We start from the raw sequence: 15,414 nt of genomic DNA, 5'->3' as shown, positions 1-15,414 counted from the left end.
CAGATAAACGCGCCAATATACAGAATCTGTCAGAAAATAAAAGGCAAGCGCCACAGCGATCCCATTGACATTTACCGAATGCGCCAGCACGCCTTAGCACTCACGGATCAAGCACACCCGCTGGTTTTGCGCCCTGTTCCCGCTTCACTTGCTGCTTAAACGCCTCAATTTCTTGAATCAAATCCGGCGGAATTGGCGTCGGCGCTTCAATATCCATGTCATCCACCGCGCCCGCTTCCAGTTGCTGCTCCAACTTCGGATCAAGATTGGGATCGGGATAATCCACCGGCACCGGCGCAACCGGACGCGGCAGTGCGGGCGCTGGTTTCACCACCGGCGGCGGCACCGGCGTTTTCACCGCTGGCGGCGGCGCGGCGACTTCTTCACGAGGACTCACCGGCACACTCGGACGCGGCTTGGGCGGCGGCGGAGCAATGAGATCGCCCCAACTCTCCTTTTCTACCGGCAGACTCATTGGCGTGGGGAGTTCCACCGGCAGACTGAGTGGCGCGATTATTTCTACAGCGGGATGCGTTGCCAGCTCCTCTTTCTGCACGGGCGGCGGTGGCAAAAGTGGCGTTTTCCACAGCGCCACCACCAACGCCGCACTCGCCACGCTCACCGCCAACACGTCCCAGCGCGACGGCGCAACCGATTTTGGCGTCCACTGTTGCTCACGCTGTAAATGCAGAGCGCGTTCCAAATGTAGCGCCCGTTCTAAACGCGGTGCCGGTTCTGAAGTGGCTTGTTCCGAATGCACGACCTGTTGGCGTTCTCGCGTCTGCTGCGACCGTTTCAGCGCCTCAAGAATGTAACTCATGGCTGCATTCCGCCATTCACGGCGGGCGCGGTCAGGCGCGGAATGCCCGACAAACCCGCTGCCTGACTCAACTGTATCAACGTCCGTACTCCCACCACGCCATCTGGATGCAAGCCCCGTAAGCGTTGAAATGCTTTTACTGTTTCAGTTAATTCCGCATCAAACAGCGATCCGGCGTTGGCAATCTCCGCTCGCGGCGGCAAGTTAGGCACCTGCGCCAGCGTTCGCCGCAGCCATTGGATGTTGGCATCAGATGCACCCTCCGCAATCAACACCGCCCCACCCGGTGGCGGTTGCCAAACCAAGGTGTAATTTCCCGTCCACTCCTGTTCCAACACCGCCACCGGCAGCCGCATCTTTCCCGTCTCCAGCGCCAGCGTCGCCTCGCTATCGGTCAATCCCGTCAACACCGCAAACTCGCGCCTGCCATTTGCCCGCGTGACCCGCAGCAGCGCCGGTAAATCGAAATAACGCAGATTAGCGACCGTCCCAACCTCCAAAGTGCAGTTCAGCCCCAGTGCTTTGACTCGCGTACAGGGTGCAACAGTGGTGGTGCCGAACGTCCGTCCCCACTGCTGCAACAGCACACGAAACGCCGTTCGCTCCGGCAGCACCACCTGTTCAAACGACGTCGCAACGGGAAACACTTCCGCCGGTTTTTCATCTGCCAACGGCACCGGTTCAGCGGGCGGCTCTGGTAGCGGCGCGGGCACGGGCGCAGGTGCAGCGGTCACAACCGGCTCCGGCGGTGGCGCAGTGCGCGGCGTCAATAATTGCGTGAGCGTCGTCAGCGGATCAGTAGTGACGTGATCTAGCCACGCATAACCCCACCACCCCGCGCCAACCGATAACGTAAACACCCCCGCCACCACCAGCGCCGGATGTGCCGCTCGCCGGCGCGGCAGCGGCAGCATCAAATTGCCGCGCACCTCAGCGGCCACCTTAGCAACAATCGTCGGCGTTACCTGTTCGGGACGACTGGCATACACGCCGAATAAAGCGCGATCACATAAAATGTTAATTAAACGCGGAATTCCCCCGGAATAACGATGAATATGCCGAATTGCCGCGCTTGTAAATAATGGACGTTCAACTCCAGCAATCGCAAGGCGATGCCGAATATAATCACCGGTATCACGCAGCGTGAACGGCATTAAATGATAACGGGCAGTAATACGCTGATTAAGCTGGCGCATGTGTTCAGTTGCCAAAATCTGGCGCAATTCCGGCTGCCCAATCAAAAGAATTTGCAATAATTTATGTTTATTGGTTTCTAAATTGGTCAACAGCCGAATCAGCTCTAACACCTGCGATGACAGATTTTGCGCTTCATCAATCACCAATAATGCTCGCCGCTCCGCTGCGTGTACTGCCAACAAATAATGATTGAGTTGGTCAATTAAACTTTTTGTTGAATGCGGTGGTGGCGGCAGCGCAATTTGGAATTCATCACACAGCGTCAACAACAATTCTTCATCGGTTTGCATCGGATTTAGAATCAGCGCCACCTCTACTCCAGATGGCAATTGTTCCAAAAATGCTCGGCAAATGGTGGTTTTGCCTGTGCCCACTTCACCAGTTAATAGCACAAATCCACAATGATCTTCGGCACCATATAACAAATGCGCAAGTGCTTCATGGTGTTGATTGCTGAGAAACAGATATTGGGGATCAGGGACAATTGAAAAGCTCGCTTCTTTAAGACCGAAATAGTCAGGATACATAGTTATTTAGTTCAAGAAATGTATTATGAGGTTAGTGTGTCGCATCTCACCACGACAATTGTTCCAATTGGGAAATTGCCGCGACGGTATTGATACTGATTTGACACACCTGCTGCAATAATGCAATCACCTGTTCTTTATGATCGGCACAGCGATAGGTATTGAAATGCTCACGAATGGTTAAATCTTTCGGCGTTTTTTCTTTATACTGATCCAACACCCATTCCAGCGCCGAGCGATTGCCGAGTTGATACTGCCATGCTTGCGGTGGGATATTTTCTAACGTGGTCACGCCATCAATTTCAATGATTCCCGCTGCTTTATCGGCTTTTAAGCGACATTTAGGCGTTCCCGTTGCGTGATCCACGCGCTTTAATTCAAACGGTTTGACCTGTTCAAAATACGCATGAGCTTGAATTAACGTTGCGCCAATCGCCGCCCATTGTTTGAATTCAGGATGAAACGGAATGCGCGGAAATTCTGCTTTCAGATTGAGCGCAAATTTCTGTCGATAACGCGGGTCGTGCAGTACAGCGTAAACGTAATTGAAAATATCGCGCTTGGTGATTTCATTATTCGCATAATGCTGTTGGAATTGCGTTAATGCCCAATTCGTGATGTTGTCATGTTTGGAGCCATCAGCGGCATAAACCCAGAGTGGAAAAAAGTTAGGTTGTTCGAGGAAATGAAGGTCTGGCAGTATTGAGACTGCTAACACTTGAAAAGGCTTCGTGATCGGTATTCCTGAAATGCCAATCGCTACATTATCAGGTGTTAGTCCAATGGGAAAGATATTAGTTTGCTGAGATGTTCGATGTACGATGATTTTATCGTAATATAAAAAGAGTTTAACAAATGGGCGATAAAGACTGCGCACAATCCGTTTAGAACGATATGTTAAGGTTTTTCCCTTAACAAGATACGCGGTTAATTCAGTCGTCCACTTAATGTCACGATTAACAAAATCTTCAACGTTCTCAGGCTGTTCAAGTTGTTTCCATCGCGCTTGTTCTTGCCGGTAGAGATTAAAAAAGTATTTACAACGCGCACTAACACTTGCTTGTGTGTGGCTATACAACCACTCATCTCGTGTTGTCATCACACCCAGTGAATACAGCTTGAAAATCACTTCTTCACTTTTCTGCAATTTTCCTTCTTTGCTGGCTACTGCCAACCAATTGCTCCAATTTTCGTGTGGTTGATTCAACCAGTTGCTGCTGCTATTAGGGCGAATACGATGAAAATCACCAGCTTTTGCTAATTTGTGCAACTGATGTCCTCTTAACCAGCGGCGCTTGTCAAGTGCAGTTAAAAAGTCATTCACAGCGTAATGATGAATAGCACAGCCAGTCGTTAATGCCGGATTGCGCACGAGAAAATAAAGCGCAATGCCAACGCGAATTTTATCATCAAATACATTGCCACCTTCACAACGACGCCGGTCGCCGCTGGTGCGGGCATTCCCTTTTAGATCAACAATCCAAATCTCTTGAAATTCCTGCGCGACCACTTTACGAAACCCATCAAATCCTCTCGCTTCAATAAAAGAAGAATTGCTAATAAAGGCAACAATTCCTTGCTCACCAATGCGATCTGATGCCCAGCGTAAAAACCGCACATAAGGATCATAGAGTTTGGTTTTTTGTGCCGTGCCTTCAGCGATGTAGGTATCTTTAATCCGTTTATCCACCAATTCAGCGAGATAATTTTGATTGTTGTCATTCGCATTTTTCTGATTGGCGTTATACGGCGGATTGCCTAAAATCACCGGAATAGTACACTGATTTTGATTCAAAATACGCAATTGATTTTCGTTGGTAATGCTCCCCAATAAATCATTTACTGCGCCTTTGTGTTGTAACTGAAATCCCCAATTATCTAACGTGTTGACAAAACAAGCTCCGCTAAACTCGCGCCATTGTTCAGTTGCTTCATAGTAGGCTTGTTCAATGTTTAAGCACGAAATGTAATAGGGCAGAATTGAAATCTCGTTGGCGTGGATTTCACCATCAAATTTACGCATCAATGCCTGTTTATCACCACGCAGATAATCAATTAAATCGACGATAAAGGTTCCGGTTCCGGTGCAGGGATCAAGAATATCTAAACCGGGATCCGCCAAGCGTTTATTAAAATGTTGTTGTGCCAGCCAATCGCAACCCGCAATAATGAACCGCACCGCTTCACCGGGCGTATACACAACACCTAAACGATCTGCATCTTTGGGGTTATAAGCGGTGTAAAAATCTTCGTAAACCTGCTTGAGAAAATCCTGCTTTTCTGCGGAAGTGATTGTAGTTGCAGCAGTCCGCCGAATTGCAGCAAAATACGGTTCCAACCGTTTTAATAACGCCATCCGCATTTCACCGCGCAAAAACGTTTTTTCCAATTGCCCAATGGCTTCTGCTAAATGATTTTCTTGATGAAAATTGATATTCGGAAAGACGGCACGGAAAATTTGATCGGTGAGAATATGCTGAATCAGCATTTCATCCACATGATCGTTGGTGACGCGCTCACCAATTGCCCGTTGGCACAATGCGAAAAATTGAGTTGCTTGCGCTTGAAAAGCAGCATGATGATTGTGCGCAGCAATTAACAATTCTTTCAACGCCCGCGCCACACCCGGTAACTCAACCATGAATTGACTGCGAGCAATGCGGAAATCCTGCACCGCTGGCAATTCATAACTAAAAAAGCAATCCAGCAACCGTTTCAACGCTTTGCCATCTGTCACCGCGCACCGCATTACTTCTGCACCTTGCTGCAATAAAATAGCAGTGCGGGTATCTTCAAAAATAATGTTATCGTTGGGATAACCTTTCGCTAATTTAGCGGCAATTTCTTTTTCTAAATCATCTTTTTCATCTTTCGCTTCCCACCAGCCATGCACTAAACGCAGGCGATCTAATAACACACCATCGGCGCGTAAATTGGCTCCGTTGGGCGCTTTGAATGGATATTCAGCATATACAATCAAGTGCTGTTGTTCACCCAATTCGCGCAAAAGCATTTCAAATGCCGGACGCAGTGCGCTTTCATTCTCTGCGCCAGCAATTCGGCGTAAATCATCTAATGTGCGCCAATAGTTTTGTAATTCGATCATTGGTTATTCCCATTAAAGCGCAAATGGCTTTGGCGCGTGGGCGCTTGCACAATGATATTGGGAATCTGCGGCAAACCCAGCACCGCATCAACGCCACCTAATTTCACCGCTTCTTTGGGCATTCCATACACAATGCAGGTCGCTTCATCTTGCGCAATTGTGAATGCGCCGGCGTCGTGCATTTCCAACATGCCGCGAGCGCCGTCATCGCCCATGCCCGTCATAATAATTCCAATTGCATTCGCACCCGCCGCCTGCGCGGTGGAGCGAAATAGCACATCGACTGACGGGCGATGGCGACTGACCAGCGGGCCGTTTTTCACTTCCACGCGATATTGCGCCCCGCTGCGCCGCAGCAGCAGGTGATCAGTGCCCGGCGCAATCAGCGCCAGCCCAGCGATCACGCGGTCGCCATTGCGGGCTTCGCGCACTTCAATCTCGCATAAACCGTTCAAACGGGCGGCGAACGCAGCGGTAAATTGCCCGGGCATGTGTTGCACCACCACGATGCCGGGCGCAGTGCGCGGCAGGCGCGTGAGCACATATTCCAACGCCTGCGTGCCACCGGTGGAGGTGCCGATGGCGATCACGCGCTCCGTCGTCAGCGTCAGCGGTTTGCTGCTGCGGGCAGCTTCAACCGCTTCCGCTGTCAATTTGGGCGTCGCTGGCATCGCAGCACTCGCTGCCCGCCGCGCCGCGCCAAACCGATCTAATCGCGCACAGCTCGCGCCCTTGATCGCGTCGCCCAGCAACGTGACCGATTCTTCTAAAAATTGCCGCAGTCCGACTTTTGGCTTGGCGATGATGTCCACCGCGCCAGCATTCATCGCCTGCATCGTCACCTCTGCGCCCTTTTCGGTCAGCGTCGAGCAGATGATGACCGGCGTCGGATGATCGCGCATGAGCTGGCGCAGAAAGGTAATCCCGTCCATGCGCGGCATTTCGATGTCGAGCACGATCACGTCCGGCCAGGCTTTTTCCATCTGCGCGAGCGCAAAAATCGGATCACGCGCCGCGCCGATCACCGCAATGCCCGGAATACCGTTGAGCTGTTCGGTCAACACCTGCCGCATCACTGCGGAATCATCAACGATAAAAACCTTCACCACCGCCATGTTGCACCTGTGTTGCTAAAAAAATTCAGCGGGTGCCGGACGCCGCTGCACCTTGAGGGTGTGATGCAAATATGCCCGTTCTGCCACCACAATCTGCTGATCTTGACGTGCCGGAATCCGCCGCAAATAGACCGAAAAATCTGCGCCATCAAAGAAAATTTGGCGACCGCGATCACCGCCGAGGTCTTCGGCCACCAGTGGGATTTGATCCTCGTGCAAAAAGTGGCGCACAAATTGCGCATTCGCCGCGCCGATTTGCAGACGAGGCGCTTGTGCGCTGTGCGGAATGTTGAGCACGTTGCCGCCACCAAAGGCTTTGGCGCGGAGGTTTTGGCGCCGTGCGCCGTGATTGAGCAAGCCGTTAATCAGCAATTCCATTGCCCATAACCCATAACGCCCGGCATCTGATGCCAGCGCCAGTGCGCCGCCGGCCGGATTGCGCATCGGCAGCAAAAAATGGTTCATGCCCAGCACGCGCTCAACCGGATCGTATAAACACACGGCAACGCACGAGCCGAGCAGCGTGGAGAGAACGATTGGATCGTTGGTGACGTAATGCTCGCCGGGACGGAGAAAGCGTTTGGGTACCTGCTTGACATTTTGAGACATGCGGCAGTGGTTGCTCAGTGGTTAATCAACCGGTTTGCGGAAGACAGACGGACGCACCATCTCGAGCGTGGTTTTGAGTGAATGCAGCGATTCAACGTGGCTCAAAAACAAATAACCGCCCGGATACAGCGCCCGGTTGAGATGGTCAATGACGATCTGTTTGGTGGGGACATCAAAATAAATCATCACGTTGCGCAAAAAAATCACGTCGAAACGTTGCCCAGTGGTCAGCGGTTGTTTGAGATTGTGTTGCTCCAAATGCACCCGCGCTTTCAGGCGCGGATCAATCAACAGATTTCCCGCTTGCGAGCGCACGCCTTTGAGACAGTATTTGCCCAGCCAGTCCGCCGGCAGCCGTTTGGCGCGGTCAAGCGGATACACCGCTTCTCGCGCCGCCTCCACCATCCGCTGGCTGATGTCGGAGCCAAAAATCTGCCAGTCACCCATGCCCAGCCCTTCCGACAGCACCATCGCCAGCGTGTAAACCTCCTCGCCGGATGAACACGCCGCGCTCCACACCCGCAACGATTGCCCGCGATATGCCGGCACAATGTCGTGCAGCAAAAACTCAAAATGCGCCGGTTCCCGATAAAAATAGGTTTCGTTGGTGGTCAATAAATCCACCAGATGCTGGCGCTCGGCATCCTGTCCGGGTGCTGCGAGATGTTCCAAATAGCTGTTGAAACTGCGCAGCCCCAGATGGCGCAGCCGCCGTTGCAGGCGCGAACTCACCATCTGGCGCTTGTGCGGTGCCAAACTGATGCCAGCGCGGTCGTGAATGAAGCGCCGGAACCGCTCAAAATCCGCCTCTGACAGCGGCACCGCGTCCAAAGACTCCATTTCCGCGGGCGCTAATACTGGGACGGGGCGAGACGGGGAATACGGGTCTGGTTTCCACATCGGTGAATTCAATCCGTTTTTTTAATGCGATTGTCGGTTTGCGGTGGGTTATAAGACAAACAACGATTGCGACCGGCATCTTTCGCTTGATAAAGCGCCTGATCGGCTTGTTCAATTAACGTTTTCATTGTTTGATGCGGCGCAGGAATTAAAGCACTCACACCGATGCTAATTGTAATGTGTGGTTTCGTGCGCGACGCGGGATGCGGAATATTGGCGGTTTCAATTAACGTCCGCAACCGCTCGGCAATACTATAAGCCAAATCAACATCTGCATCTGGCAATAACAACGCGAATTCTTCACCGCCATAACGCGCCACCGAATCCCCACGCTGGCGCAATCCTTCTTGTAATACCGTCGCCACCTGCGTTAAACATTCATCGCCCTGCAAATGTCCCAATTGATCGTTATAGGCTTTGAAATCATCAATATCAATCATCAATAGCGCCAGCGGCTGTTGTTTGCTCCGCGCATCTGTAAAAAACGCCATCAAATCGTGATCAAACCGCCGCCGATTCCCGACGCCAGTGAGCGCATCGCGGTAAGTTGTGGCAATTAAACTGGTAGATTGCGCCCGCAGCCGCCGTTCTCGCCGCACGGTTGCCGTCATATCGTGGATTTGAATTAAACACGCCATCTGCATATAACGCGGCACCGGCGTGATATAAATGAGTTGTTCCAAGCGTTGCGTAGGCGTTTTGGGATTTTTATACAGCGGTAAAATCGCCAAATTTAAGCCCGGCGTGAGAATGGAAGACAGTTTGAAATGCAACGCCTGATGAATACAATCCTGCAAGCGCGTGGTGACAATTTCAGGAAACAACTGCGCAAAAGGTTGTTCAGCAACCTGTTCTAAATCGAGCGCAGTATGGCGTGTCATCCACTGATTCCACGCGCAAATTTTTGTCTCCTGATTGAGCAAGACAATTCCACTCTGCAAGTGATCGAGCAGTTGGGCTCCAAACAATTCGTTCATTAGCTTATTCCGAGCCGTGCCAGATAACGATCAACGCAATCTAATAACGCATTCAACGAGCTGACACTGAGTAAAAACAACAGATGTCCCTGCACCTGTTCTTGACGCATGGTTAAATGAATTTGCAGCAAAAGCACCACCTGTTCATGCAGCAGATGTTGATTACCAAACAATGGTAACGAATCAGTGTCGCTGAAATAATGCACCGGCAAGCCGCCCTCGAACTCAATTTGAAACTCATCTGCTAATGAACTCATGCAGGCATTCAAAATAATGTTGCCAATCTCACACATCGCTTCTTGTTCAAACTCAGATAATTCTTCTGGCAACATGTGCGGGTCAAGCATGTGACTGACAATGCTCAAGGCATTGCGTTCTGGAAATAACAAAATCGCTGTGGCATTAAAGGGGCCAATAAAATCAATCGTCACCATGCTCAATTGGCTAAATTCCGAGCCGAGCAAAGTGGTGACAACTTCGCTGGCTTGCACAAGCAAAATATCGGGAGTCGATAATTCTACTTCGTCATTCACCATCATGCTGAGGCTATGCGCAGCGCGTCCCACGCCGAGATTAAATAACTCTTTCAGCGCATCGCCTTGCAATTCATTGATCTCAAGCACGCGCTCACTCCTCAAACAGCGTGACCATATTGGCAATCGTGGCGGGTGTAATTGGTTTGGCGACGAATTTCACTCCGGCTTTTTCAGCGGCTTTGCGCACCGCTTCTTGGATATTGGCACTGCAAATCACAATCCGAATCTCAGGATGATGTAACCGTAACCGTGCCGCGACTTCTAAACCGCTGATGCCGGGCATATTCACATCTAAACTGACAAATTCTGGCGGTTGCTGCTTAATTAGCGCCAGCGCTTCATCGCCGTTGGTTGCTTCCATTAAACGCCATTCAGGACGCAATTCAGTCACAAATTGCCTGACCATCATGCGTGCCATTTTACTGTCATCAACGATTAAAAGCAGTGGAGTTGGCATAGTGTGCGGAGATTCCTTTTATTCACAATAAAAACGATGATTCAAAATGATGCTTGCGGCAATCGTGTTAGTGCTCAACATCAGCGACGTGATCATCAGTAAAATGACGCAGCGATGCTAATTCCTGCACCGATAACACATGATCGACGCTTAAAATAATGACAAAAATATCCTCCACGCGCCCCATCGCTTCAATAAAATCGGTGCGAATTTCTGAACCGAATTCCGGTGGCGGTTTCACATCTTGGGGCGGAATGTCGAGAATGTTTTTTACCTCATCAACCAGCATTCCTAAAACATGGCGATCTTCTTCGCCGACTTGCACTTCCACTAATACAATGCAGCTCCGTTTGGTTAGCGTCAGCGCCCCGCGTCCCAGCCGCGCTCCTAAATCCACCACCGGCACCACGTTACCGCGCAAATTGATCACGCCACGAATATAGTCGGGCGTCATCGGCACCCGCGTGACTTGCGGAGTTTCAATGATTTCTTTAACGGCAGTAATTGACATCGCCAGCCGCTCATCGGCCACCGAAAAAGTGAGATATTGCGTCACCTCGTCATTGAGATCGCGTCCGCTGCGAGCGGCCTGTTTGCTTACCACGAGTTGTCCCATGTCAGCCGCTCCGTTAAAACCGCTCAAAGTCTTTATGGGCAAAATCCGCCGGATCAATTGAAGAATCGGCAAAGTCTTCAGTTACATGGCTGGCACGGCGGGTCGGCTGCTGCTGATGGCGCGGGCTGGCGGCGTAACTGGCGCTGGCGCGGGATTTCGTCCGCCCATTGCCCGCGCCGGTGCGGAAAAACGACATCGTTTCCTGCAACTGGCTGGCTTGCCCGCTCAATTCCTCCGCAGTGGCGGCGAGCTGTTCTGAGGACGACGCATTTTGTTGGGTCGCCTTATCAAGCTGGCTCATCGCCTCATTGATCTGACTGATGCCGGTCGCCTGCTCGCCGGATGCAGCGGTGATTTCCTCAACCAAATCAGCAGTTTTAACGATATTGGGCACCATCTGCTCCAGCAACTTACCCGCTTCCTCCGCAATCGACACGCTGCTGGTGGCTAACTGATTGATTTCTTGGGCAGTAACGCCGCTATTTTCCGCCAACTTGCGCACCTCGGCGGCAACAACAGTAAAGCCCTTGCCGTGCTCACCAGCGCGAGCGGCTTCAATCGCCGCATTGAGCGCCAACAGATTGGTTTTATAAGCAATATCTTCAATCAGACCGATCTTGCTGGCGATTTCCTTCATCGCCTGCACCGTGCGCTTCACCGCCTCACCGCCGCGCCGCGCCTCTTCCGCCGAACTCTTTGCAATCCCGTTGGTAATCCGCGCATTTTCCGTATTTTGCTGCACCGAAGCGTTCAATTGCTCAATGCTGGCGGTGGTTTCCTCAACACTCGCCGCCTGCTCAGTCGCGCCCTGACTGAGCGCCTGCGCCGTCGAACTGACCTGACTCGACGCCGACGACAAATTGTCCGCGCCAACCCGCACCTCGCCCACGATTTGGCGCAGCCGATCTACCATGCCAAACATATCTTTATAAACGCCGCGCAAATTGTTTTGATCGAATTCAATTGCTAAATCACCAATCGCCACTTTGCGCGTTACGTCCGCAATCACACCCGGGTCTTTGCCTAATTGCGCCATCACTGCGCGAATAATCAGCCACGCAATTAAAACTCCCATTAACAGCGCAATCGCCGATAACAGAACAATGGTAAAAATAGCGCGATCATTTGAAGTCTGTACTTGCGGGCCAATCATATCCTGCTCTGCTTTATAAGACAGTTTCACGTCATCAAGATCAGCAGCGAATTTAGCGCCGAGAATATCCAGCGTTTCCGTCACAACGCGATTGCGTTCAACCGTCAATTGCACCATGCGCTCAAAAGCATTTTTATATTCATCTTTATAACGCATCACCTCATCCAACAGTGAACGGCGCTGCGCATCTTGCATGACAATTCCCAACGCGCTGAGGTTTTTACTAAACTCCGCCCATTCCTGATTAACGCGCTCCACATCTTTTTGTTCATTCTCACCAATAAACCGCCGCACATACAGCCGCGCCAATAACAGACTGCGTAACGTTTTTGCCGCCAGCGCCGTTGTTTCCTGTTGACTCGCCTCATCCATAATTTTTGTCAACCGCTGCTCTATTTCGCGCCCAACGTTCGCCAATACTTCGCTATCTAAACGATCCGCCTCGCGGGTATGCGTCACGACGGTTTCAAATGCTTTCGCATAGGTGTCGATATTGCTATTGGCCGCATTGAGTTTAGCTAACCGTTCGGGGTCTTTCACTGCGGCGATGAGTTCCGCCAAAATGCTATCAGTGATGCCTAAATACTGCTGAAATGATTTAGCGTCTTGTTCGCCATGGGTTTTCAAATAACCCTTCACTTGCAAACGCCCCATCAACATATTCGCCTGCATTTCCCCCATCCGATTAGCGCGTACTGCCTTTTCACGATAGGACGCAAACCCAACGGAAGCGCCATCAATCGCAATAAAAGATAACACGCTGACGATTACCAGCAAAACTAATACAGTTGCAAAACCGAGCACCAATTTTTTTGCCATTGTCATCGACTGAAACATTGAAAAACTCCTGTAGCGTTAAATAAAAAATTAGTGTTTAGCCGCAACATGACGCGGTACTTGACCAATGGCGGCTAATTCAGCGACATCGAGAATTAACGCAATATCGCCAGTTCCTAAAATGGTGGCACCCGCAACGCCGCGCAACCGTTCAAACAATTTACCCAGCGGTTTAATCACGGTTTGCAATTCACCGAGTAACGTATCCACCACCAAGCCCATTTTATGATGTCCAAAACGCACCACCACCAAACTTTCGCGTTGATTGGTAGCGCGATGCCAATCGGCGTTATGAAATAAATCGGTTAAGCGAATAAACGGCAGCACTTCGCCGCGCAAATTGATGTAATGCTCGCCATGCTGTTTGAGCGTTGCAGTCGCAGTCATTTCCACACATTCCGCGACTTGCGAGAGTGGAATCACATATTGATCGCGCCCCGCGCCGACTAAAAACCCCTCAATAATCGCTAACGTGAGCGGTAAAATAATGGTGATTTTTGTTCCAACGCCGAGCGTGCTGTCTAATTCCACCGTGCCGCGCAAGGCTTCGATATTGCGTCGCACCACATCCATGCCCACGCCGCGCCCCGATAAACTGGTTGCCTGTTCTTTAGTCGATAAACCGGGCGCAAAAATTAAGCGCAAAATTTCTTCTCGCGTTAATACTTCATCCGGTTTGACCAAGCCTTTGGCTTCGGCTTTGGCGCGAATACGCGCAGCATCTAAACCTGCGCCATCATCTTCAATTTCAATCACAATGTGACCAGAATCGTGATACGCATTGAGATGAATGGTGCCGGTGGTTAATTTATCCGCTTTTTGGCGCACCATCGGCTCTTCAATACCATGATCGACGGCATTACGAATTAAATGCGTGAGCGGATCAATGATCTTTTCCACCACCGTTTTATCTAATTCGGTCTCGCCGCCGGTAATCACTAAATCAATTAACTTGCCTAATTCTTGGCTGGCATCGCGCACCACGCGCCGAAACCGTGACAGGCTTTCACCAATTGCCACCATCCGCAATTGCAGCGCGTTATCCCGAATTTCGGAAACTAAATAATCGACGCCATCAACCACTTCATTCATGTTGTCAATGCCGGCGCGTTTAACCATCACGCGAATGGCGGCGCTGCTGGTCACTAATTCGCCAACCAAATCAATCAAATGTCCCAAACGTTGTGCATCAACCCGAATAATGCGGTTATCTTCTTGGCGTTTACTGCGGGCGGTTTCTTGCGTTTTCACTGCCTGTTCCACAACGCCAGATTTAATTGATCCTTGCTCAACTAAAATATCGCCTAACCGCCGTTTTGCTGCCGGTTCAGTGCCGTCCAGCACTTGACTGCTATCTTCTTGAATTTTGAGCGCCCGCACTAATTCAAATGGCGTGATTGCACCAATACTGACCAATAAATCGCCCATGCAGTTGATTTGATCGTGCGGCGTCGCTTCCAGCAAATCCACATAACGGTTATGCGCTGAATCAGGTTCTAAAATGCGAATCTCGCAATCTTCATCAGCAAATTCAAAGACACCCGCAATGGTGCGTTTATCGGCATCGCTGCGAAACGCAATACCAAAACTTAAATAACAGCTTTCAGGATCAAAATGTTCGCTATCAATGAATGCAAGCGGTAATAAGGTGACAACATGCACTAAATCGCCGAGCGAACTGAGATAACGCAGGAATGACAGCGGGTCCATGCCATGCCGAAACGCATCTGCTTTGAATTCCAAACTAATCATCCATAAATCATTTGCTTCCGGTAAATACGTCGGCGCGTCAAAATTTAATACCGGCACTGCCGTCGGCGTGGGCGGCGGCACATGTCCTAATCGCGCCAGCAGCGCATCGCCAGCCCGTTGTAAATCAGGAGACAGCGGTGCATCGCCGGTAGCGTCGGCAGCAATGAAATCAATCAGCGCCAAGGTGTGATCGCGGCATTCAAATAGCGTTTCAATTAACGGTTTAGTCAACATCATTTGCCCGCTGCGCACCTGATCCATCAACGTTTCCACCGTGTGGGTAAATTCCACCACCGGCGTATAGCCAAACACGCCGCCGGTGCCTTTGATGGTGTGCATGGCGCGAAATACATCGTTGAGTGATTCGGGATCGGCGGGATTTTGTTCCAAGGTCAACAGCGCGTCCTCCATCGTTTGGAGCAATTCGGCGACCTCTTCGATAAAGGCTTGGCGAGCACTGTCAAGATTCATGTTGCTTTCTCGCTGCATCACTGGTTTTCAAATTCAGACCTTGCTCCAGTTGCAACAGTTCCAATACCTGCGCCACCGGTGGACTGATGCTGCGCAATTGAAAATCGGCGCGTTGTTCCGCCGCTACCCGCCGCACCCATAGCAGCAATTGCAAACCGGCGCTGTCGATTTCCGACACTGCCGTTAAATCCAACACGCAGTGCTGCCGCCCCGTCACATAATCCTGTAATTGCGTGCGGATTGCCGCAGCGGTGTAAATCGTCATTTCACCTTCCAACACCAGCGCCGATTCAGCAGACATTTCGCGCTCCTCATCGTTTCAGTTGGCGGTTGTCAATTTT

Annotated in this window: 13 protein-coding genes; all 13 read right to left on the bottom strand. The window is 50.9% G+C overall.

The window, feature by feature from the left end; all coding sequences use genetic code 11:
* Positions 1-100: 100 nt before the first annotated feature.
* The gene (locus CKO12_RS08455) at positions 101-820 is read right to left on the bottom strand and encodes a hypothetical protein (protein WP_200154298.1); all 720 of its coding nucleotides are present in this window, start codon (positions 818-820) and stop codon (positions 101-103) included.
* Entirely contained in the window at positions 817-2,544 is a 1,728-nt protein-coding gene (locus CKO12_RS08450) for an ExeA family protein (RefSeq protein WP_200154297.1), read from the bottom strand. The genes CKO12_RS08455 and CKO12_RS08450 overlap by 4 nt, the downstream gene beginning before the upstream one ends.
* Positions 2,545-2,590: 46 nt before the next feature.
* Complete coding sequence (locus CKO12_RS08445) at positions 2,591-5,650, bottom strand: type ISP restriction/modification enzyme (RefSeq protein ID WP_200154296.1); 3,060 nt, start codon at positions 5,648-5,650, stop codon at positions 2,591-2,593.
* Positions 5,647-6,765, bottom strand: coding sequence for a protein-glutamate methylesterase/protein-glutamine glutaminase (locus CKO12_RS08440; protein WP_200154295.1), 1,119 nt, complete (start codon positions 6,763-6,765; stop codon positions 5,647-5,649). Before CKO12_RS08440 ends, CKO12_RS08445 begins: the two co-directional genes overlap by 4 nt.
* Before the next feature lie 15 nt (positions 6,766-6,780).
* Positions 6,781-7,374, bottom strand: a complete 594-nt coding sequence (locus tag CKO12_RS08435; RefSeq protein ID WP_200154294.1) for a chemotaxis protein CheD — start codon at positions 7,372-7,374, stop codon at positions 6,781-6,783.
* A gap of 21 nt (positions 7,375-7,395) precedes the next feature.
* A complete protein-coding gene (locus CKO12_RS08430; RefSeq protein WP_200154293.1) occupies positions 7,396-8,274 on the bottom strand; it encodes a CheR family methyltransferase in 879 nt (292 codons plus the stop codon).
* A gap of 8 nt (positions 8,275-8,282) precedes the next feature.
* Positions 8,283-9,251 carry a diguanylate cyclase domain-containing protein gene (locus tag CKO12_RS08425; protein ID WP_200154292.1) on the bottom strand — a complete coding sequence of 323 codons (969 nt, stop codon included), beginning with the start codon at positions 9,249-9,251 and terminating at the stop codon, positions 8,283-8,285.
* Positions 9,251-9,874, bottom strand: coding sequence for a chemotaxis protein CheX (locus CKO12_RS08420; protein WP_200154291.1), 624 nt, complete (start codon positions 9,872-9,874; stop codon positions 9,251-9,253). The genes CKO12_RS08425 and CKO12_RS08420 overlap by 1 nt, the downstream gene beginning before the upstream one ends.
* A 4-nt stretch (positions 9,875-9,878) precedes the next feature.
* Positions 9,879-10,244: a response regulator transcription factor gene (locus CKO12_RS08415; RefSeq protein ID WP_200154290.1), complete on the bottom strand. Its 366-nt coding sequence runs from the start codon at positions 10,242-10,244 to the stop codon at positions 9,879-9,881.
* 67 nt (positions 10,245-10,311) lie between these two features.
* Positions 10,312-10,860 (bottom strand): chemotaxis protein CheW, encoded by a 549-nt coding sequence (locus CKO12_RS08410; RefSeq protein ID WP_200154289.1) that lies wholly within the window; start codon positions 10,858-10,860, stop codon positions 10,312-10,314.
* 13 nt (positions 10,861-10,873) lie between these two features.
* Positions 10,874-12,850 (bottom strand): methyl-accepting chemotaxis protein, encoded by a 1,977-nt coding sequence (locus CKO12_RS08405; protein WP_200154288.1) that lies wholly within the window; start codon positions 12,848-12,850, stop codon positions 10,874-10,876.
* Between the two features lie 30 nt (positions 12,851-12,880).
* The gene (locus tag CKO12_RS08400) at positions 12,881-15,073 is read right to left on the bottom strand and encodes a chemotaxis protein CheA (RefSeq protein WP_200154287.1); all 2,193 of its coding nucleotides are present in this window, start codon (positions 15,071-15,073) and stop codon (positions 12,881-12,883) included.
* Complete coding sequence (locus tag CKO12_RS08395; protein WP_200154286.1) at positions 15,063-15,374, bottom strand: STAS domain-containing protein; 312 nt, start codon at positions 15,372-15,374, stop codon at positions 15,063-15,065. Before CKO12_RS08395 ends, CKO12_RS08400 begins: the two co-directional genes overlap by 11 nt.
* Positions 15,375-15,414: the final 40 nt, after the last annotated feature.

Origin of the sequence: Chromatium okenii (assembly GCF_016583745.1) — a bacterium.
Classification (GTDB): domain Bacteria; phylum Pseudomonadota; class Gammaproteobacteria; order Chromatiales; family Chromatiaceae; genus Chromatium; species Chromatium okenii.
The sequence above is the reverse complement of the archived record's forward strand: the minus strand, read 5'-3'. Positions and strand labels throughout refer to the sequence as shown.